Source organism: Allobosea sp. LjRoot90 (genome assembly GCF_964254315.1).
In the GTDB taxonomy this organism is placed as follows: domain Bacteria; phylum Pseudomonadota; class Alphaproteobacteria; order Rhizobiales; family Beijerinckiaceae; genus Allobosea.
On record NZ_CAXUTF020000005.1, the window covers coordinates 413,815 to 433,762 of the forward strand.

Here is a 19,948-nt window from a genome sequence, read left to right on the forward strand (position 1 = left end):
GTGGTTTGCAATAGCGTTACATTATCCCCTGTTTCGCTATTGGAGAGACCATGTCGCCGCGCCGCTATTTCCTTGGCCTTGCCGCCGCCACGACACTGGCCTTCGGCCTTGCCGGTTCTGCCTTTGCGCAGACCACGCCGGGCAAGCCCTTGCGCGTCGTCACCACCTTCACGGTGATCCAGGACATCGCCCAGAACGTCGCCGGCTCGGTGGCGATCGTCGAATCGATCACCAAGCCGGGCGCCGAGATCCACGATTACCAGCCGACGCCGCTCGACGTGGTGAAGGCACAATCGGCCGATCTCGTGCTCTGGAACGGCATGAACCTCGAGCGCTGGTTCGAGAAGTTCTTCGACAATGTGAAGAACGTGAAGAGCGCGGTGGTGACCGACGGCATCGCGCCGATGGGCATCAAGGAGGGCCCCTATGAGGGCAAGCCCAATCCCCACGCCTGGATGTCGACAGCCAGCGCACTGATCTATGTCGAGAATATCCGCAAGGCGCTCAGCGAAGCCGACCCGGCCAATGCCGCAACCTATGCCAAGAACGCCGCTTCCTATTCGGCCGAGATCAAGGCGATGGACGGGCCCTTGCGCGCCCGGCTCGACAAGGTCCCGGCCGACAGGCGCTGGCTCGTCTCCAGCGAGGGCGCCTTCAGCTATCTCACCCGCGACTATGGCTGGCGCGAAGCCTATCTCTGGCCGATCAATGCCGACGAGCAGGGCACGCCGCAGCAGGTGCGCCGGCTGATCGACCTCGTCCGCAAGAACAAGATCCCGGCCGTGTTCAGCGAGAGCACGATCTCGGACAAGGCCGCCAAGCAGGTCGCGCGGGAGACCGGCGCCAAATATGGCGGCGTGCTCTATGTCGACTCGCTCTCGGATGCGCGCGGCGCGGTGCCGACCTATCTCAAGCTGCTGGAGGTCACCGTCGACACGATCGCGAAGGGGTTCGGCCAGTGAACCGGCAGGCCGCCGAGATCCGCCCGGGGCAGGAGCCCACACCCTCGATCGTGATCAGCGGCGTCACCGTCCGCTATGCCAATGGCGTGACCGCGGTGAACGATGCCTCGTTCGCGCTCGGCCCCGGTACGATCTGTGCGCTGGTCGGCATCAACGGCTCCGGCAAGTCGACGATCTTCAAGACCCTGATGGGCTTTTTGAAGCCCGCCCGAGGACTGGTCAGCATCGCTGGCATGGAGGTGCGCCAGGCGCTGAAGCGCGGCCTCGTCGCCTATGTGCCGCAGGCGGAAGAGGTCGATTGGACCTTCCCGGTGCTGGTCGACGACGTCGTGATGATGGGGCGCTACGGCCATATGGGCTTCATGCGCCTGCCGCGGAAGGCCGATCGCGAGGCGGCCGAGCAGGCGCTCGAACGCGTCAACATGCTCGAGTTCCGCCGCCGCCAGATCGGCGAGCTCTCCGGTGGCCAGCGCAAGCGTGTCTTCCTTGCTCGCGCTCTGGCGCAGGGCGGGCAGGTGATCCTGCTCGACGAGCCCTTCACCGGCGTCGACGTCAAGACCGAGGACCAGATCGTCGGGCTGATGCGCGAATTGCGGGCTGAAGGGAGGCTGATGCTGGTCTCGACCCATAATCTCGGCTCGATCCCGGATTTCTGCGACCAGGTCGTGATCGTCAACAAGACCGTGCTCGCGGCCGGGCCGACCGAGACGACCTTCACCCAGGACAATCTGCAGAAGGCTTTTGGCGGCGCGCTCCGGCATTTCCGCCTCGAAGGCGCGAGCTTGCACGCCGATGCCGACGACCGGCGCGTCACCGTGATCACCGACGACGAGCGCCCGCTCGTCTTCTACGGCGAGCGCGACCATGAGAAGCCTGCTGCCGGCAGGAAGGATGGCCAGCCGTGATGGAGCTCCTGCTCGAACCCTTCGGCTACCAGTACATGGTCAAGGCGATCTGGGTCTCGGCGCTGGTCGGCGGCGTCTGCGCCTTCCTGTCCTGCTATCTGATGCTCAAGGGCTGGTCGCTGATGGGCGATGCGCTGGCGCATGCGATCGTGCCCGGCGTCGCGCTTGCCTATCTCTTGAAGGTTCCCTATGCCGCCGGCGCCTTCTTCTCCGGCCTGCTGGCGGCGCTCGCCATGGCGCTGGTCCGGGTGCGCACGCAACTGCGCGAGGATGCCGTCATCGGCATCGTCTTCACCAGCTTCTTCGCCGTCGGCCTGCTGATCGTCTCGATCAACCCGACCTCGGTCAACGTCCAGTCGATCGTGCTGGGCAACATCCTCGGCATCTCGGACGAGGACGTGATCCAGGTCGCGATCATCGCCTTCGTCTCGCTCGCCATCCTGCTGCTGCGCTGGAAAGACCTGATGCTGGTCTTCTTTGACGAGAACCAGGCGCGCGCCGTCGGCCTGTCGCCGACACGGCTCAAGGTCCTGTTCTTCGTCTTGCTCTCGGCCTGCACGGTCGCGGCGCTGCAGACGGTCGGCGCCTGCCTCGTCATCGCCATGGTGGTGACGCCGGGCGCGACTGCCTACCTGCTGACCGACCGTTTCGGCCGGCTGATCGCGATCGCGGTGACGATGGGCGTCGTGACCTCGGCGGTCGGGGCCTATGCCAGCTATTTCCTCGACGGCTCGACCGGTGGGCTGATCGTCGTGTTCCAGACGGCGCTGTTCCTGCTCGCATTCCTGTTTGCGCCCAAGCATGGAAGGCTCGGCGCGCGCCGCGCCGCCAGCGCCGGAGGTGCGGCATGAGCCTGATCCAGAACTGGCTGCTCGCTCCCTTCGCCCATGAGTTCATGCTGCGTGGGCTCGCCATTGCCGTGATGGTCGGTTTCGTCTGCGCCGTCCTCTCCTGCTTTTTGGTGCTGAAGGGCTGGTCGCTGATGGGCGATGCGGTCTCGCATGCGGTGCTGCCCGGCATCGTGTTGGCGCATATCGCCAGCCTGCCGCTGGCGCTCGGCGCCTTCGCGGCGGGCCTCACCTGCGCCTTCGGCATCGGCTACCTCAAGGAGAACAGCCGGGTGAAGGAGGACACGGTGATGGGCATCGTCTTCTCCGGCATGTTCGCGCTCGGCCTCGTGCTCTTCGTCAAAGTCGATAGCGACCAGCACCTCATGCACATCCTGTTCGGCAATATGCTCGGCGTGACCTGGGCCGACATTGCCGAGACCGCGCTGATCGCCCTGCCGGTCGCCGCCGTCATGCTGGCGAAGCGGCGTGATTTCCTGCTGCACGCCTTCGATCCGGCGCATGCGCGAGCGATCGGCCTGCCGGTCAAGGCGCTGCATTTCGGCCTGCTCGCCATGCTGGCGCTGACCATCGTCGCGGCGCTGAAGGCGGTCGGCATCATCCTGGTCGTCGCCATGCTGATCGCGCCGGGGGCTATCGGCTACCTGACGACGCGCCGCTTCGATCTGATGCTGCTGGTCGCGATCGCGGCCGCGGTGACGTCGAGCGTCCTCGGCACGATCCTGAGCTTCCATCTCGACGTTGCGACCGGGCCCTGCATCGTCGTGGTGCAGGCAATGCTTTTCCTGGCCGCACTGGCACGCAGCCTCCTCAGGGCGCGAGGGCTGGTCGTGGTGCGGCCGGCCTGAATCGCACTGCGAAAATCGTCTCCTCGGGAATAAGGCCGATCGCCACTCGTTCTTCCCAAATCCGCCAAGTTGTCCCGCTGCCATGGGGCATGGTCGGTATAGAGGAGACGATGATGAGCGAGACCGACGAAGGACGGCGGAAGCTGCTGCGGCTGGCGCTCTTTGCGTTGCCAATGGCGATCGCCGGCTCAGTGCTGACCGCGACGACTGTACGAGCCGACGATGATGACGACGATGACGATCGTCGGCGCCGCCGGTGGTATCGCCGCCACTATTACGGCGATGGCTACCGGCGGCGCTGGCGCGATGACGATTACTATCGCTGGCGGAGGCACAGGCGCCGTCGTGACGATGATGACGACGACGATTGATCGCCGCGGCTGGGCGGCCGGCTCATCGCCGGGTCAGGCGGCCTCGGCGGGCTCGCTGTCCTCGGTCCGCGTGACCTCGACCCATTGGCTGAGGCACTGGCACAGGCTGCCGCTGGTCAGGAAGGCGATGTCGGCGGCGTCGCGACCGGCGGCGATGCGGACCATGCCCTCGATCGGCGCCAGCCGCGTCGGATCGACCAGCCACCAGCGCCCATCGAGGAAGACCTCGAAGACAGCGTGGAAATCGGGTGGGTTCAGCTCGGCGGCATAGACGCTGACGGCGCGGGCCGGCAGGTTGAGCGCGCGGCAGAGCGCGATGCCGAGATGGCTGAAATCGCGGCAGACGCCGGCGCGGTCGATGAAGGTCTGCTCGGCCGTGGTCTTGGCGTCGCTGACACCATGGACATAATCGACATGCTCCTGCAGCCAGTCGATGACGGCGAGTACTTTGGCGCCACCGGCTTCGATGTCGCTAAACTCGCGCTGGGCGAAGCGCATCAGATTGTCAGACGGGCAGAAGCGGCTCGGCAATAGATAAGGCAGGACCTCGGCCGGGAGTTCGGCCCAGGCAAGCTGGCGCGCTTCCGGCCTCAGGATCTCGCGGCTGCCATTGTCGATCACGCCCTGATACTGGATCGAGACCTGCCCGGAGAGCACCGCGCGAAAGCGGCGCACACCCGTGGCGGGGTCCTCGTCGCGGATTAGCTCGGCCGCCTGATCGATCAGCAGCCGGTCCGAGAGGATGGTCTGGTCCGAGGACCGTGCCGGTTCGATCGCGACGATCACCGGCGTTTCATGGTCGAAGCGATAGACGAGAGTGGCGACGACCTTCAGCTGCACATCCTGCTCCTTGTACGACCGCGCCAGGCGGCGCGTGCGTCAACCTGATGGGGAGCGGGATGTTCCGCTGTTTCCGCGACAGCCGTGCGAAGGCTTCGTGCCTGTCGTCAGCGCTTGGTCAGGAACGCCATGAAGGCGGCCTGCGCTTCGGCCGACTGCAGCCGCTCGCCGAAATGGCGCGCCTCGGTCGCGATCGTCTCGGCCACGGCGGCGGCGCTGCCGCGCTTGAGCAGTGCCTTGGTCAGCGCCACCGATTGCGGCGGCAACGCTGCCAGCGCCTTGGCCTTATCGAGCGCAACCGCGAGCGCACCACCCTCATCGGTGACACCGTTGATCAGGCCTGCCTCCTGCGCGAGCGCGGGCCCGAAGGCTTCGCCGAGCATCAGTAGCTCGGCGGCCCGCTTGGAGCCGGCGATCAGGGGCAGGAGGTAGCTCGAGCCGCCTTCCGGGCAGAGGCCGAGGCTGACGAAGGGCATACGGAAACTCGCGCCGCGCCCGGCGAAGGCAAGGTCGCAATGCAGCAGCATGGTGGTGCCGATGCCGACGGCGAACCCTTCCGCCGCCGCGATGATCGGCTTCTTGGCCGTCGAGATCGCGGTCAGGAAGTCGATGGCGATCTCGGCGCCGACGCCGGTCGCGGCCGCCACGGCGAAATCCTTGATGTCATTGCCGCTGGTGAAGCAACCGCCCGCGCCGGTGAGGACGACGGCGCGCACCGAGGCGTCGGCATCGGCCGCGGTGAGCGCGTCGATCAGCCCCTGATAGGTGACGCGGTCGAGCGCATTGCGCCGGTCGGGCCGGTTCATGGTGATCTGCCTGATGCCCTCGGCCGGGGTCTCGCTCAGAACGGTCTGCGTCATGCCAGCTTTCTCGCCTCATCCCGCCGAAAGCGGGCGGCAGACGATGGGGGAGGGGATTGCGCCGGTCAAGGAAGCGAGCGGGAGCAAAGCTGTCCCGGCTTGACAGCACCCCTCCCGCTCGGCTCCTTGCGGCGCGCAGTACAATGGAGGCAGGCATGCAGACGGTCACCCTCACCCGCCAAGGCCAGGTGGCGATCGCGACGCTGCACAACCCGCCGGTCAACGCCTTGAGCGCCGCGCTGCGGGCCGACCTGCTGCAGGCGTTGACGCAGGTGATGGCTGACAGCGACGTGGTGGCGCTGGTCATCGCCGCGCAGGGCAAAGCCTTCATCGCCGGGGCCGACATCAGCGAGTTCGGCAAGCCGCCGGCGCCGCCGATCCTGCCGGATCTGCTGGCTGCAATCGAGAATGCGGCCAAGCCGGTCGTCGCGGCGATCGAGGGTGTCGCCCTTGGCGGCGGGCTTGAGGTCGCGCTCGCCTGTCACGGCCGCGTCGCGATGCCAGCCGCCAAGCTCGGCTTGCCGGAGATCAAGCTCGGCCTGATCCCCGGCGCCGGCGGCACGCAGCGCCTGCCGCGCCTGATCGGGGCGGCTGCCGCCTTTCCGATGATGCTCTCAGGCGAGCCGATCGCGGCGCAGAAGGCCCTGGCGCTCGGACTGGTCGACAAGCTCGTCGAGAGCGATGCCGTGGGAGCAGCCGTTGCGCTGGCGCAGGAGTTGGCAGGCAAGGGCGCGCCGGCGAAGACCGGCGAGCGGGCCGACAAGCTGACGGCGGGCGATCGCGAGGCTTTCGAGGCACTGGCGAAGGATGCGCTGGCGAAGTCCGGCGATATGCCGAACGTCGCGGCGCTGGTCGAGGCGGTGCGTGGCGCTTTCGCCCTGGCGCCGGCGGAGGCCCATGCGAACGAACGCGCGCTGTTCGTAAAGCTCCTCGCCGATGAGCGCTCCAAGGCGCTGCGCTATGCCTTCTTCGCCGAGCGCGAGGCGGCGAAGGTTCCGGGGATCGACGAGAGCGTCAAGCCGCGTCCGATCGCGCGCGCTGCCGTGATCGGCGCCGGCACCATGGGCGGCGGCATCGCGATGTGCTTCGCCAATGCCGGCATCCCGGTGACGTTGATCGAGACCACGCAGGAGCAGATCGACAAGGGTTATGCGCGGGTGCGCGACACCTATGGTTTCTCGGTCAAGCGCGGCTCGATGACCGAGGCGGTGCGCGAGCAGCGCATGGCCCTGATCACGCCGGCAGTCGGGCTTTCCGCCGCTGCAGAGGCCGATATCGTGATCGAGGCCGCCTTCGAGGAGATGGGCGTCAAGCGCGAGATCTTCGGGGCGCTCGACACGATCGCCAAGCCGGGCGCGATCCTCGCCAGCAACACCTCCTATCTCGACCTCGCCGAGATTGCCGCGATCACCAGCCGCCCGAACGACGTGCTCGGCATGCACTTCTTCAGCCCAGCCAATGTGATGAAGCTGCTCGAGATCGTCCGCCCGGCCGGCGTCGCAGGCGATGTCGTCGCGACCGCGATCGCGCTCGGTCGCAAGCTCGGCAAGGTGCCGGTGGTGGTCGGCAACTGCTTCGGCTTCGTCGGCAACCGCATCCTGGAAGCGCGTACCCGTGCGGCCGAGCGCCTGCTCGTCGCAGGCGCCTTGCCGCACGAAGTCGACGCGGCGCTGACCGGCTTCGGCTTCAAGATGGGCCCCTTCGCCATGTCCGACCTCGCCGGCAACGACATCAGCTGGCGTAGCCGCAAGGCGCGCGGCAAGAGTGCAGCGGTGGCAGATGCGATCTGCGAGCGCGGCTGGTTCGGCCAGAAGACCGGGCGCGGCTATTACCGCTATCCCGAAGGCGCCCGCAGCGGCGAGCGCGACCCGGAGGTCGAGGCCCTGATTGCCGAGGTCTCGGCGCAGAAGGGCGTAACGCGGCGCAGCTTCACCAGCGAGGAGATCCTGGCGCGGTTGCTCGATCCCATGGTCAACGAGGGCGCGCGCATTCTCGAAGAAGGCATCGCGACCCGCGCCGGCGACATCGATACGGTCTGGCTCAACGGCTACAACTGGCCGGCCTGGCGCGGCGGGCCGATGCATTGGGCGCAGAGCGTCGGGTTGGGCGTGATCGTCAAACGGCTGGAGCAGCAGGCGGCGGAGAGCGGCGATGCCTCGCTCGAACCCGCGCCGCTGTTGCGCAAGCTCGCCGCCGAAGGCAAAGGCTTCTCCAGCGTGAAGGCTGCGGCCGCCTGAAGGCGGCCCGACACGAGCCGACACCCAAGTTCGAATGGCGGCCGCGGCCGCAATGCCAGACAGGATGTGAAGCGCCATGACCGAAGCCGTGATCGTCTCGACTGCCCGCACGCCGATCGGCAAGGCGCATCGCGGCGCCTTCAACCAGGTCCGCGGCGCCGACATGGCCGCCCATGCGATCAGGCACGCCATGGCCCGGGCCAAGCTCGAACCCGAGGCCGTCGAAGAGGTGGTGCTGGGCTGTGGCTATCCGGAAGCGGCGACCGGCGGCAATGTCGCCCGCCATGGCGCGCTCGTCGCCGGCATACCCGTGCAGTCGGCCGGCGTCACCGTCAGCCGGTTCTGTGCCTCGGGGCTGGAGGCGATCGCGCATGCGGCGCGGCGGGTCGTGATGGACGGCGTGCCGGTCGCCATCGGCGGCGGGGTCGAGTCGATCTCGCTGGTGGGGCCGGTGGTGCGGCGCGACCTGACCGAGAATGAATGGCTGAAGGCCCACAAGCCCACGATCTACACGACGATGATCGAGACCGCCGACATCGTCGCCGAGCGCTACGGCATCTCGCGCCAGGCGCAGGATGAATTCTCGGTCGAGAGCCAGCGCCGCACCGCCGCCGCCCAGCAGCGCCAATTGTTCGATGACGAGATCGTGCCGATGAGCGCGGTGATGGCCGTCACCGACAAGGCGACCGGCGAGGTCCGGCAGGAGCAGGTGACGCTGTCGAAGGACGAAGGCAACCGTCCCGAGACGACGCTGGACGGCCTGCTCAAGCTCAAGCCGGTGCGCGGCGAGGACAAGTTCGTCACGGCCGGCAATGCCAGCCAGCTTTCCGACGGCGCCTCGGCGAGCGTGGTGATGTCGGCCGAGGAGGCCAGGCGCCGTGGCCTCACGCCGCTCGGCATCTTCCGCGGCTTCGCCTCGGCCGGCTGCGAGCCCGACGAGATGGGCATCGGCCCGGTCTTCGCCGTGCCGCGCCTGCTCGAGCGCAACGGTCTCAAGGTCTCCGACATCGATCTGTGGGAGCTGAACGAGGCTTTCGCCTCGCAGTCGCTCTATTGCCGCGACACGCTCGGCATCGATCCCGAGAAGGTCAACGTCAATGGCGGCGCGATCGCGATCGGCCACCCCTTCGGCATGAGCGGGGCGCGCCTCGTCGGCCATGCGCTGCTGGAGGGCCGTCGCCGCAAGGCGCGCTATGCCGTGGTCACCATGTGCGTCGCCGGCGGCATGGGCTGCGCCGGCCTTTTCGAGATCAACGGGTAGGCTTCGCCGTCATGCTCGCCCTTGTCCCGACCATCCACGTCTTCCCTCGCTAAATGGCGCTGTCCAAGGCGTGGATGCTCGCCACAAGGGCGAGCATGACGGAGAGGTGATCACCCTTCCGCTGCGAAGCCGAGCGGGATCGCCGTGGTCGCCTTCAGCTCCTCCATGGCGAACATGGAGGTGACGTCGCTGAGCTCGATGCGGGCGATCAGCTTCTTGTAGAGCGCGTCATAGGCGGTGATATCCGAGACATAGGCCTTGAGCAGATAGTCGATGTCGCCGCTCATCCGGTAGAAGTCGACGATCTCGGGCAAATCATGCACGGCGGCGTGGAAGCGCTCGAGCCATTCCATCGTATGGCGCGCCGTCTTCACCGCGATGAAGACGGTGACGCCGGCCTTCAGCTTGTTGCGGTCGAGCAGTGCGACCCGCCGCTTGATGTAGCCTTCTGCCTCGAGCTTCTGGATGCGCCGCCAGCATGGCGTCGGCGACAACCCGACGGCCTCGGCGATCTCGGCCAGCGGCTTGCTCGCATCCTCCTGCAGCAAGGCGAGGATGCGCAGATCGAAGGCGTCGAGCTTGACCACGGTGGTCGATCTCCTCGGAACGGAATATCATTCGTAACCGGTCATCGGAAATCTGTTTCTCATAACGCGATGAAGATTGGTATTGGTTTTCAAAACTGGCTCGTTTCGAGCTGAGGATCGCAAACCATTGCCTCCACGCCCGGCCTATCATTCTCCCGTCATCGGACGTGATGGGAGATGAGGGACAATGCAGGGCTTTCTCGGCGAAGAGCGGCGCGGCGCGGTCCTGAATGCGTTGCGGACGCATGAGGGAACCTGCTCGCGCGACTATCTCGCTGCGGCGCGTAGCGTCCTCAACGAGCTCGTCGCCGTTCCCGAGCTGATCCAGCGCCTGCCGCTCCTGCGCAAGCCGGGCGGCTATACCCGTAACCTGCTCGCCGGCAATGAGGCGGTCGGCGTCTGGGCGATGGTCTGGGGCGAGGGCGCCACCACCTGCATCCACGACCATCATTGCTCGTGCTGCTTCGGCGTCGTCTCGGGCACGGTCACGGAAACCTGGTATCGCGCCATCGATGCGAGCCGCGCCGTGCCGACCGAGGAGCAGGAGCGCCAGGCTGCTTACGTCGCCTGCATGGTGCCGACCGGTCCGAACATCCACCGCATGCAGAACCGCGGCGTGGGTGACGCGATCTCGATCCACATCTACGGCTACGACCATCAGCTCCACGATTCCTCGGTCGAGACCGAGTACACCGCCGTGGCAGGCTGACGCGCGCAGCAGCTCGATTGGGGTGCCGGTGAGCGCGCTGGCAGCACTGCATCTCCGCCATCAAGATGTCGCAACCCTCGCCAATTCTGTCGGCGGGGAGATCGCAGCGATCAAAACGGGTGGGCCAGCTGTCAAGGAGACTTGAGGCATGAGCCTGAACGTTCGACAAATCCGTTGGGACGGCACCGAGGGCAACGATTCCTGGGTAGCCGACGACATCACAAAGAGTTGGGCTGCTTACGGCAATGGTTGCGATGACCATCTCACGGGCGGCTCGCTCGGCGACACATTGTCCGGCGGTGACGGCTTCGACGTCATTCACGGCGGCGGCGGCAATGATCGTCTCTACGGAGGCGAAGGCCAGGACCAGCTCTATGGCGGTGACGGCAACGACCTCATCGACGGCGGCGGGCAGTACGACCTGATCTATGGCGGCAATGGCAACGATGTCGTGCTCGGCGGCGGCATCGCCTACGGCGAGGCCGGTAACGATACGCTCTACGGCAGCGACGAACGCGACATCATGTCGGGCGGCGACGGCAACGATACGCTCAACGGCGGCAATGGCGCCGATTTCCTCCTGGGCGGTGCCGGCTCCGACACGATCCATAGCGGCGGCGACAATTCCGGCAATTTTTTCTACACGGACGAGCTGCAGGGCGATGGCGGCAAGGATTTCCTCTACGGCGATCTAGGCCGCGACGTCTTCGTCTACTGGAATGTCAGCGACAGTGCTCCCGGAGCAGCCGCGCGCGACGTCATCTACAACTTCACGCAAGGCGCGGATGACATCCAGCTGGCGATCGATGCCAACGCCAACACGGCCGAGCAGGAGGATTTCGCCTTCATCGGTAGGGATGCGTTCAGCGGCGAGGCCGGTCAGCTTCGCTACGAGATTTCGAACGGCAGCACGTTCGTCAGCGGCGATGTGAACGGCGACAGCCTGGCCGATTTCGAGATCGAGCTCGTCGGCGAGATCAATCTTACGGCCTCGGACTTCATGTACTGAGTCCGACAGATTCGGGCTAATCCAGCCAGCTGGTGAAGCCCTCGACCGGCTCGCGCTCCGGCACGAGCCGGTTGGCCGGCGCATCCGGATCGGCCTTGCCGAGCGCGATGCCACAGACCACGACCTCGTTCTCCGGGATGGCGAGTTCGCGCCTGACGACCCCGTGGAAGCTGGCGAAGATCGCCTGCGGGCAGGAATCGAGGCCATGGCCTTGCGCCGCGACCAGCATGGTCTGGACGAAGGCGCCGAGATCGAGCCAGGAGCCGATCTCGAGATCGCGGTCGACCGTCAGCATCAGCGCGACGGGCGCGCCGAAGAAGCGCAGATTCGCCGCGGTCTGGCGGCGCATGCCGGCATGGTCGCCCTTGGCGACGCCGAGCAGGCCGTAGAGATCCCAGCCGACCTTGCGGCGGCGCGAGAGATAGGGCTCGCGGAAGGTCGCCGGGTAGTAGCGGTATTCCTCTTCGCGCGGGGAGGGATCGTCGAGCGCGGCGGCCAGCGCCTTCTCCAGCTTGGCGCGCGATCGGGGACCGAGCACGCGCAAGCGCCAGGGCTGCATATTGGTGCCGCTTGGCGCCTGCGCCGCCAGTTCGATCAGGCGGCGCACCAGTGCGGGCTCGACCGGATCGGGCAGGAAGGCGCGCACGGCGCGGCGGCCGGTGATGGCCTTTTCGACCGCCTCTGCCGCCAGCGCCGCCATGGTCAGGCGCTGAGTGGCTGGCGCGCCGCCAGGAAGGCCTCGTGCTCGCGGATCAAGCCGCCGTCGAGCGCCTCGGCGATCAGCCTGCGGGTGTTGTCGAGTCCGTAGATCGCCGCGAAGGAGCCGAAGCGCGGGCCCTGATCCTCGCCGAACATCACCTGATAGATCGCCTTCCACCAGTCGCCCGAGACGCCGGGCCGTTCCGGTGTCGCATTCTTGGCAGTGAGGTTCTGGTAGCGCGGGATGGCGCGCGCCACGTCAAGCGCTGCGTCCTGCACGGCTTCGGCGCTCGCATCTGCGGGCAGAGCGGCAATGGCGGCATCGAGTGCCATGAAGGCTGCGCGCTCGGTCTCATCGGCCGGGCGATAGTGCTTTGCCGGCTTCACGAAGTCGCGGAAATAGGCGAGCGCGTAGCCGACGAGAGCGTCGAGCTGCGGATGGGTCGCAGGCGAGATGCCGGGCGCATAGCGCTGCAGGAAGCCCCAGAGCACGGCCTTGTCCTCGGAGTTCGCGACAGCGACGAGGTTCATCAGCAGCGAGAAGGTGATCTGCGTGCGCACCGCATTGTCGCCCGCGCCGGCGGCGATCACCTCCGGCTGCGGCGGCGTGCCGGCATGGATGTGCCAGGCGGGGTTGCCTAGGCGGTTCTTCCAGTCCTGGCGCTCATAGCCGCCGAGAAACTGCAGGTAGTCGTCGACCGCGCGCGGGATCACGTCGAAATGCAGCTTCTTGGCCTCGCGCGGACGCGCGTACATGAACAGCGCCAGCGACTCCGGCGGGCCATAGCTCAGCCAGTCCTCGATGGTGAGGCCGTTGCCCTTCGACTTCGAGATCTTCTGGCCCTGCTCGTCGAGGAAGAGCTCGTAGTTGAAGCCTTCCGGCGGCGTGCCGTCGATGGCGCGGGCGATCTGCGAGGAGACCTTGACCGAGTCGATCAGGTCCTTGCCAGCCATCTCGTAGTCGACGCCAAGCGCGACCCAGCGCATCGCCCAATCCGGCTTCCATTGCAGCTTGGCATGGCCGCCGGTCACCGGGGTGGTGAAGCGCTCGCCCGTTGCCGGATCGGTCCAGGTGATGGTGCCGGCCTCGACGTCGCGCGCCTCGATCGGCACCTGCATGACGATCCGGGTCTTGGGGTGGATCGGCAGGAAGGGCGAATAGGTCGCGGCGCGCTCCTCGCGCAGGGTCGCCAGCATGATCGACATGACCTTGTCGAAGCGCGCCAGCACCTTGAGCAAGGTCGCGTCGAACTCGCCGGCGCGATAGGCGTCGGTCGAGGACTTGAACTCGTAGTCGAAGCCGAACTGGTCGAGGAAGGCGCAGAGCCGGGCATTGTTGTGCCGGCCGAACGAGTCATGCGTGCCGAACGGGTCCGGCACCTCGGTCAGCGGCTTGCCGAGATGGCGCGCCAGCAGCTCCTTGTTCGGGACGTTGTCCGGAACCTTGCGCAGCCCGTCGAGATCGTCCGAGAAGGCGATCAACCGGGTCGGGATGGCGCCGTCGGTCAGCACCTGAAAGGCGTGACGCACCATCGAGGTGCGCGCGACCTCGCCGAAGGTGCCGATATGCGGCAGGCCGGACGGGCCATAGCCGGTCTCGAACACCGCCTCCTGCTTGCCCGATTTCTGCAGCCGCGCGACGAGCTTCTTGGCTTCCTCGAACGGCCAGGCGGCCGAGACGCGGGCGGCTTCGATGAGCGCGGGGTCGAAAGCGGGCATTTTGGCTTCAGGTCTCGCTGGGTAGGGCAGGGAAGCGCGCGGTTTCGCAGATATGCGCTGACGGCGCAACATCCGCGGGGCAGCCTGCTGGCAAGATGGAAAACGCCTGCCCGAAAAAGCGGCAGACAACCCCGGCCGCTCGATTGACTCCCGATAGAGCCTCGCTAGCGTCGTCGTACAACATAAGCAGGGGTCGGCTTCGATGGTTCGTGATGTGAAGTGGGGGCAGTCCGGCTCGCAGCCGGCCGGCGAAGGTATGGCTTGGGCACTCACCCGCCGTATCGCATTGGCGGGTGCAGCGGCTCTGGCCCTGGGAGCGATGTCTCCGGCGCAGGCGCAAACAGCGGTGAAGTTCACCCTCGACTGGGTGTTCCAGGGGCCGACCTCGCCCTTCCTGGTGGCGCTCGAGAAGGGTTACTACAAGGCTGAAGGGCTCGATGTGACCATGGACCCCGGCCAGGGCTCGGCCGGCGCGGTCCAGCGCGTCGCCACCGGCGCCTACGACCTCGGCTTCGCCGATGTGAACTCGCTGATCGAGTACAATGCGAAGAATGTCGGCAAGGAGATCCTTTGCGTCTTCATGGCCTATGACTTCCCACCCTTCGGTGTGCACACGCTGAAGAAGACCGGGATCACCAAACCGGCTGATCTCGCCGGCAAGAAGCTCGGTGCGCCGGTGTTCGACGCCTCGTTCCGGCTCTTCCCCGCCTTCGCCAAGAAGGTCGGCATCGATGCCAAGACCGTCAACCATGTCAACCTGACGCCTCAGCTGCGCGAGCAGTCGATGGTGCAAGGCACGGTCGACTTCATCTCGGGCCACTATTTCTCGTCGGTGCTCGACTTGAAGGCGCGCGGCGTGAAGCAGGAGGACATCGTCTCCTTCAACTACTCCGACTACAAGATGGACGTGTACGGCAACGGCATCATCATCTCGCCGGCCTTCGCGGAGAAGCCCGAGGTGGTCAAAGGCTTCCTGCGCGCCACCGCCAAGGCCTGGAAGGAAGTCGCGGCCAATCCGGCTCTGGGTATCGCCGCCGCCAAGAAGCGCGACCCGCTGATCGACGAGAAGCTCGAGACCGAGCGCCTCGACCTGTCGCTGAAGATGAACGTGCTGACGCCCTTCGTGAAGGAGAACGGCATGGGCGATGTCGAGCCGGCGCGCTTTGCCCGCTCGGTCGTCGACGTCGCCGACGCCTTCGGCCTGCCTGCCGCGCCGGCGGCCGACAAGGTGTTCACCAACAAATTCCTGCCGCCCAAGGCGGAGCGCATGGTCGCGCCGTGAGTTCGTTCCGCAAGGACATTAAGGGCGCAGGGAACCCTTCTCCCGTGTGGGAGAAGGGCAGGGATGAGGGCCTGCCCTCTCCGCAAAAGGCGCAACGGCACCGTCGCTCCTCAACGATCAACGGCGGTCCCTCACCCCTGCCCCTCTCCCATCCGGGAGAGGGGTTCCCCGCGCCTCTCCTGCGATGACGCCTTCCATGCCGGCTTCTCCCGACACCCCTCTTGTCGAATTGCGCAAGGTCAGTCTCGCCTATGGCAGCGGCCCCTCGCGCATGCTGGCGCTGGAGGATGCGACGCTCGACATCGCCAAGGGCGAGTTCATTGCCGTGGTCGGCCCCTCCGGCTGTGGCAAGTCCACGCTGATGAAGCTCGTCACCGGTCTCCTGCCGCCGACGGGCGGTGAGGTCCGCGTCCACGGCCAGCCGGTCAAGGGCCCGATCCGCGGCGTCGGCATGGCCTTCCAGGCGCCGACGCTGATGCCCTGGCGCACGACGCGGGACAACATCCTCCTGCCGCTCGAAGTGGTCGAGCCGTACAAGCGCCGCTTCCGCAAGAACAAGGCGGAGTACATCGAGCGCGTCGAGAAGCTGCTCGCTTCGGTCGGTCTCGGCGGCTTCGGCGACAAGTTCCCCTGGCAGCTCTCGGGCGGCATGCAGCAGCGCTCCAGCCTGTGTCGGGCGCTGGTGCACGAGCCCGAGATCATGATGCTCGACGAGCCTTTCGGCGCGCTCGACGCCTTCACGCGCGAGGAGCTCTGGGGCGTGATGCAGGCGCTCTGGCTCGAGCGGCGCTTCACGGCTGTTCTCGTGACGCACGATCTGCGCGAAGCCGTCTATCTCGCTGACACCGTCTATGTGATGAGCCGGCGGCCGGGCAGGATCGTCAAGGTCAGCAAGATCGAGCTGCCGCGCCCGCGCACGCTGGAGACGACCTTCACCGCCGAGTTCGTCGACATCGTCCACGATTTGCGCGAGCGCATTCATATGGAGCATGCCTGATGGGGGCCCCCGCAGGACCAGGACAATGACCGAGACGCAGAGGCGGCTTCTGCTCGTCGCCATGCCCTGGCTCGCCATGGCGAGCCTGCTGATCCTCTGGGAGCTCGCCTGCATCGTCTTCGACGTACCGGAGATCCTGGCGCCGAGGCCGACGCGCATCTTCGAGGTGATGGTCCTGCGCTGGGACATCCTGCTGAAATACTGCCTGGAGACCTTGTGGACGACGGCGATCGGCTTCGTGCTGGCGATCGGCTTCGGCGTCCTGCTCGGCCTTGCCGTCGGTGCCTCGCCCTTCGTCTACTCCGGCCTCTATCCGCTGCTGATCGCCTTCAATGCGGTGCCCAAGGTCGCGATCGTGCCGATCCTGATGATCTGGCTCGGTGTCGGCGCCTTGCCGGCGATCATCACCGCCTTCGTGATCTCGTTCTTCCCGATCGTGGTGAACGTCGCCACGGGCCTCGCCACGATCGAGCCGGAGATGCGCGACGTGATGCGCTCGCTCGGGGCGAGCCAGTGGGAGATCCTGACCAAGGTCGGCGTGCCGCGCGCCATGCCCTATCTCTTCGCCAGCCTGAAGGTCGCAGTGACGCTTGCCTTCATCGGTTCGGTGATTTCCGAGACGGTCGGCGGCAATCGCGGCATCGGCTTCCTGATGCTCTCGGCCGGCGCGCGCAACGACTCCGCCACCACCTTCGCCGGCCTCTTCGCCATCGCGATCATGGGCGTGCTGATGTACGCCGCCTGCGCCCTGGTCGAGCGCCGGATGACGCGCTGGGCTTTTCGCGGCGAGATCGTGGGCTGAGGGGACGTTCCGGCGCTAGTGACAGAGCGGTCGCGCAACAATATACAGTCAATCCATTCAGTGCTTCGCCTCATGACGGATCGCATCGATGGACTGGCACCCGGACCTGACTCAGAGCGGCAAGCCGCGCTATCTCGCCATCGCCGACCGTATCGCCGCCGACATCGCGGCGGGGACGCTGTCGGCCGGGGAGAGGCTGCCGCCGCAGCGGCGGCTGGCCGAGGCGCTCGCCGTCGACTTCACCACCGTGGCGCGCGGCTATGTCGAGGCGCAGCGGCGTGGCCTGGTCGAGTCGCGGGTCGGGCAGGGAACCTTCGTCAAGGCCGTGCCAGCCAAGGTCGCGACACAGCGGGCATTCGGGCCGGAGCTCGTCGACCTCTCTATGACCCTGCCGCCGGAGCCGGATGATCCGGCGCTGGTCGCCCGTTTGCAGCAGGGCGTGGTGGAGGTCAGCGAGCGATTGGTCAGCCTGCTGCGTTATCAGCCGCTCGGCGGCGCGCCCGCCGACAAGGCGGCAGCGAGCCTGTGGCTCGGCCGGCGCGGGCTCGCTCCGGCTCCCGAACAGCTCTTCGTCGTCCCGGGCGCGAATGCGGCGCTGCTTGCGATCCTGAGCAGCCTCGCCAAGCCCAGCGATGCGGTGCTTTGCGAGGCGCTGACCTATCCCGGCATCCGCTCGATCTGCGCGCAGCTCGGCCTGTCCCTGACCGGCGTTGCGATGGATGGCGATGGACTCGACCCCGAAGCTTTTGCCGAGGCCTGCGCGCGATTGAAGCCCAAGGCGCTCTATCTCAATCCGATCCTGCAGAACCCGACGACGATCACCATGCCGGAGCGGCGGCGCCTTGAGATCGTGGCGATCGCCCGCCAGCATGGCGTGGCGATCATCGAGGACGATGCTTATGGCTTCGTGCCCCCGGACGCGCCGGCCCCCTTTGCCGCGCTCGCGCCCGAGCTGACCTGGCACATCGCCGGCCTGTCGAAATGCCTCGGGGCCGGCCTGCGCCTCGCCTATGTCGTGGTGCCGGACATCCGCTCGGGCTGGCCCTTCGTTGCCGCCTTGCGCGCCAGCAGCATCATGGCCTCGCCGCTGACTGCTGCGCTGGCGACACGCTGGATCGAGGACGGCAGCGCCGATGCACTGCTCGATTTCCTCAGGGCGGAGACGACGGCGCGGCAGCGGCTCGCGGCCGAGACCTTGCCGGCAGGCAGCTATCGCGTCGACCCGCTGAGCTTCAATCTCTGGCTCAAATTGCCGCCGCCCTGGACGCGCGCCGCTTTCGTTGGTCAGATGCAGGCGACCGGGATCGGCATCGTCGCCAGCGACGCCTTCGCCGCGTTGGGTCCGCCACCCGAAGCTGCCCGAATCTGCCTTGGCGGACCGATCGGCCGCAAGGCGCTCGGCGATGTCCTCGCCTTCATGGCGCATGCGCTCGAGCAGGCGCCGGAGGTCAGCGGCCGCGCGCTCTGATGCGGCGGTACCTCCGCGGACCCAGCGGGTGCGTGCCTGCGGCAATGGTGCATTTCATCGGATATTGACTGCAGTCAATTCTGAGCTTATGTAGCGTTCAATCTCTGGTGAATGCAGTCAATCAGGCCGCGTCCACCGATTGGAGGACGACATGGCACATCAGCATTGGCCGGCGCTGTCTCCGCTCAAGACCGGCCTGCGCGGCCGCTGCCCACGTTGCGGCGAAGGCCAGCTCTTCGACGGCTTCCTGACGCTGAAGCCGCGCTGCGAAGCTTGCGGGCTCGATTACTCCTTCGCCGATCCGGCGGATGGGCCGGCCTTCTTCGTGATGATGTTCGTCTGCGTGCCGGCGGTCGCCTTCCCGCTCTGGCTGGAGCTGAGCTACCAGCCGTCGACCTGGGTGCATCTGGTCACGACGCTGCCGCTGGTGCTGCTGACCTGCATCCCGCCCCTGCGGCCGCTGAAGGGTTGGCTCGTCGCCTCGCAGTTCTTCTACAAGGCTGAGGAGGGGCGTCTGGCCAAACCGAACCCGCCGGCCAAGGATGAGCCTCAGAACGGGCTGACCGGGAAGAACCGGATGAACAGCCTGGCATAGGTGCCATCGTCCCAAAGGGCCTGCAGCGCGTAGTCGACTGCCCGCTTCAAAGCGAGGTCGTCCTTGCGCAGCAGGAAGCCGATGCCTTCGCCGAAATAGCGCGCTTCGAGATAGGGCCCGCCGGCGAAGGCGAATTCACTGCCGCCGCGACCGGCGATGGTCAGCGCCAGCGAGACGCCGTCACCGAAGACGTATTCGGCATCGCCACTGCGCAGCAAGGCGAGGGCCGCCTGCAGGTCCGGAGCTGTGCGGCGCTGGATGAAGGGCGCGAGGCGTTCGAGGAAGGCTTCGTGTGCCGTCCCGGAGACCACGGCGACGCGCTTGCCCCGCAGCGCGATCAATTCGACTTCGGGCTGCGCGTTGCCGCGCGTCGTCAGCAGCCTGGCCGGCGAGCGATGGTAGATCTGGCTGGCGACGAAGCGCGTGCGCAACTCGGCGGTGACCGGAATGGCGGCGGCGAGCACGTCGCCGCGTCCCTCGGCCAGTGAATCCAGCAAGGTGTCGAAGCGGCGCGCCTGGATGGTGCAGCTCAAGACCAGCTTCTCGCAGACCGCGCGCGCGAGCTCGACCGAGAAGCCGGTGATGCCGCCTTCCGGCGTGGCGAAATGCATCGGCGGGAAATCGTCGTCGGTGAGGAAGCGAACAACCCGCGGCGAGCCGAGATCGGGCCGCTCGACCCGGACATTCGGGTCCCAGTAGTTCGGCACGGCATAGGAGATGGGCGGCTGCGCCTGCGCCTTCGCTCCATCTGAGGGCAGGAGCAGCAGCGCGGCGAGGGCGCTCGTGGCCAGGGCGTTGGCGAAGCGGGCGATCATCGTCGGCATCTGGCGCCAGGGAGGGCGGGGGATCAAGGGGACAAGGCGCAATCGTGCAAGGGCGCGGGATCCCCTCTCCTGGAAGGAGAGGGGTAGGGGTGAGCGACTGTCTTGCTGGTCAAGCGGTTTGAGCG

The 19,948-nt window shown here is 66.8% G+C and carries 20 protein-coding genes; 14 read left to right on the forward strand and 6 right to left on the reverse strand.

Going from position 1 to position 19,948, the window contains the following annotated elements:
* Positions 1–50 precede the first annotated feature (50 nt).
* The 5 genes from ACSQ3M_RS20550 to ACSQ3M_RS20570 all read left to right on the forward strand — a co-directional run bounded on the left by ACSQ3M_RS20550 (position 51) and on the right by ACSQ3M_RS20570 (position 3,934).
* A complete protein-coding gene (locus tag ACSQ3M_RS20550; protein WP_436151923.1) occupies positions 51–962 on the forward strand; it encodes a metal ABC transporter substrate-binding protein in 912 nt (303 codons plus the stop codon).
* Positions 959–1,867, forward strand: a complete 909-nt coding sequence (locus tag ACSQ3M_RS20555) for a manganese/iron ABC transporter ATP-binding protein (RefSeq protein ID WP_436151924.1) — start codon at positions 959–961, stop codon at positions 1,865–1,867. Before ACSQ3M_RS20550 ends, ACSQ3M_RS20555 begins: the two co-directional genes overlap by 4 nt.
* Positions 1,867–2,718, forward strand: coding sequence for a metal ABC transporter permease (locus ACSQ3M_RS20560; protein ID WP_436151951.1), 852 nt, complete (start codon positions 1,867–1,869; stop codon positions 2,716–2,718). Before ACSQ3M_RS20555 ends, ACSQ3M_RS20560 begins: the two co-directional genes overlap by 1 nt.
* Entirely contained in the window at positions 2,715–3,563 is an 849-nt protein-coding gene (locus ACSQ3M_RS20565) for a metal ABC transporter permease (protein ID WP_436151925.1), read from the forward strand. Before ACSQ3M_RS20560 ends, ACSQ3M_RS20565 begins: the two co-directional genes overlap by 4 nt.
* A gap of 113 nt (positions 3,564–3,676) precedes the next feature.
* Positions 3,677–3,934 (forward strand): hypothetical protein, encoded by a 258-nt coding sequence (locus ACSQ3M_RS20570; protein WP_436151926.1) that lies wholly within the window; start codon positions 3,677–3,679, stop codon positions 3,932–3,934.
* 33 nt (positions 3,935–3,967) lie between these two features.
* Here the strand turns inward: ACSQ3M_RS20570 and ACSQ3M_RS20575 are convergent, their stop codons facing one another.
* Together ACSQ3M_RS20575 and ACSQ3M_RS20580 are read right to left on the reverse strand one after the other, a co-directional pair.
* On the reverse strand, positions 3,968–4,774 hold the full coding sequence (locus ACSQ3M_RS20575) for a transglutaminase-like domain-containing protein (RefSeq protein WP_436151927.1): 807 nt from the start codon (positions 4,772–4,774) through the stop codon (positions 3,968–3,970).
* A 107-nt stretch (positions 4,775–4,881) separates the two neighbouring features.
* Entirely contained in the window at positions 4,882–5,634 is a 753-nt protein-coding gene (locus tag ACSQ3M_RS20580) for an enoyl-CoA hydratase-related protein (RefSeq protein WP_436151928.1), read from the reverse strand.
* A 155-nt stretch (positions 5,635–5,789) separates the two neighbouring features.
* Between ACSQ3M_RS20580 and ACSQ3M_RS20585 the strand changes: the two genes are divergently transcribed.
* Together ACSQ3M_RS20585 and ACSQ3M_RS20590 are read left to right on the forward strand one after the other, a co-directional pair.
* The gene (locus tag ACSQ3M_RS20585) at positions 5,790–7,871 is read left to right on the forward strand and encodes a 3-hydroxyacyl-CoA dehydrogenase NAD-binding domain-containing protein (RefSeq protein ID WP_436151929.1); all 2,082 of its coding nucleotides are present in this window, start codon (positions 5,790–5,792) and stop codon (positions 7,869–7,871) included.
* A 76-nt stretch (positions 7,872–7,947) separates the two neighbouring features.
* Positions 7,948–9,132 carry an acetyl-CoA C-acyltransferase gene (locus ACSQ3M_RS20590; RefSeq protein ID WP_436151930.1) on the forward strand — a complete coding sequence of 395 codons (1,185 nt, stop codon included), beginning with the start codon at positions 7,948–7,950 and terminating at the stop codon, positions 9,130–9,132.
* A 110-nt stretch (positions 9,133–9,242) separates the two neighbouring features.
* On the opposite strand, the gene ACSQ3M_RS20595 is transcribed toward ACSQ3M_RS20590, so the two are convergent.
* A complete protein-coding gene (locus ACSQ3M_RS20595; protein ID WP_436151931.1) occupies positions 9,243–9,719 on the reverse strand; it encodes an Lrp/AsnC family transcriptional regulator in 477 nt (158 codons plus the stop codon).
* A 187-nt stretch (positions 9,720–9,906) separates the two neighbouring features.
* Here ACSQ3M_RS20595 and ACSQ3M_RS20600 point away from each other — a divergent pair, with 187 nt between their 5' ends.
* Positions 9,907–10,428, forward strand: coding sequence for a cysteine dioxygenase (locus ACSQ3M_RS20600; RefSeq protein WP_436151932.1), 522 nt, complete (start codon positions 9,907–9,909; stop codon positions 10,426–10,428).
* 148 nt (positions 10,429–10,576) lie between these two features.
* Complete coding sequence (locus ACSQ3M_RS20605; RefSeq protein WP_436151933.1) at positions 10,577–11,437, forward strand: calcium-binding protein; 861 nt, start codon at positions 10,577–10,579, stop codon at positions 11,435–11,437.
* Between the two features lie 16 nt (positions 11,438–11,453).
* Here the strand turns inward: ACSQ3M_RS20605 and ACSQ3M_RS20610 are convergent, their stop codons facing one another.
* The gene (locus ACSQ3M_RS20610; RefSeq protein ID WP_436151934.1) at positions 11,454–12,137 is read right to left on the reverse strand and encodes a nitroreductase; all 684 of its coding nucleotides are present in this window, start codon (positions 12,135–12,137) and stop codon (positions 11,454–11,456) included.
* A gap of 2 nt (positions 12,138–12,139) precedes the next feature.
* Positions 12,140–13,855, reverse strand: coding sequence for a lysine--tRNA ligase (locus ACSQ3M_RS20615; RefSeq protein WP_436151935.1), 1,716 nt, complete (start codon positions 13,853–13,855; stop codon positions 12,140–12,142).
* A gap of 202 nt (positions 13,856–14,057) precedes the next feature.
* On the opposite strand from ACSQ3M_RS20615, the gene ACSQ3M_RS20620 reads away from it, so the two are divergent.
* The 5 genes from ACSQ3M_RS20620 to ACSQ3M_RS20640 all read left to right on the forward strand — a co-directional run bounded on the left by ACSQ3M_RS20620 (position 14,058) and on the right by ACSQ3M_RS20640 (position 18,999).
* Positions 14,058–15,137, forward strand: coding sequence for an ABC transporter substrate-binding protein (locus tag ACSQ3M_RS20620; RefSeq protein ID WP_436151936.1), 1,080 nt, complete (start codon positions 14,058–14,060; stop codon positions 15,135–15,137).
* Between the two features lie 196 nt (positions 15,138–15,333).
* The gene (locus ACSQ3M_RS20625) at positions 15,334–16,134 is read left to right on the forward strand and encodes an ABC transporter ATP-binding protein (protein WP_436151937.1); all 801 of its coding nucleotides are present in this window, start codon (positions 15,334–15,336) and stop codon (positions 16,132–16,134) included.
* Positions 16,135–16,159: 25 nt separating this feature from the next.
* Positions 16,160–16,936 (forward strand): ABC transporter permease, encoded by a 777-nt coding sequence (locus ACSQ3M_RS20630; protein WP_436151938.1) that lies wholly within the window; start codon positions 16,160–16,162, stop codon positions 16,934–16,936.
* Between the two features lie 88 nt (positions 16,937–17,024).
* Positions 17,025–18,404 carry a PLP-dependent aminotransferase family protein gene (locus tag ACSQ3M_RS20635; RefSeq protein ID WP_436151939.1) on the forward strand — a complete coding sequence of 460 codons (1,380 nt, stop codon included), beginning with the start codon at positions 17,025–17,027 and terminating at the stop codon, positions 18,402–18,404.
* 151 nt (positions 18,405–18,555) lie between these two features.
* Positions 18,556–18,999, forward strand: a complete 444-nt coding sequence (locus ACSQ3M_RS20640; protein WP_436151940.1) for a DUF983 domain-containing protein — start codon at positions 18,556–18,558, stop codon at positions 18,997–18,999.
* Here ACSQ3M_RS20640 and ACSQ3M_RS20645 read toward each other — a convergent pair.
* Positions 18,954–19,814: a transporter substrate-binding domain-containing protein gene (locus tag ACSQ3M_RS20645; protein ID WP_436151941.1), complete on the reverse strand. Its 861-nt coding sequence runs from the start codon at positions 19,812–19,814 to the stop codon at positions 18,954–18,956. The two genes, ACSQ3M_RS20640 and ACSQ3M_RS20645, sit on opposite strands and share 46 nt — an antisense overlap.
* Between the last annotated feature and the right edge of the window lie 134 nt (positions 19,815–19,948).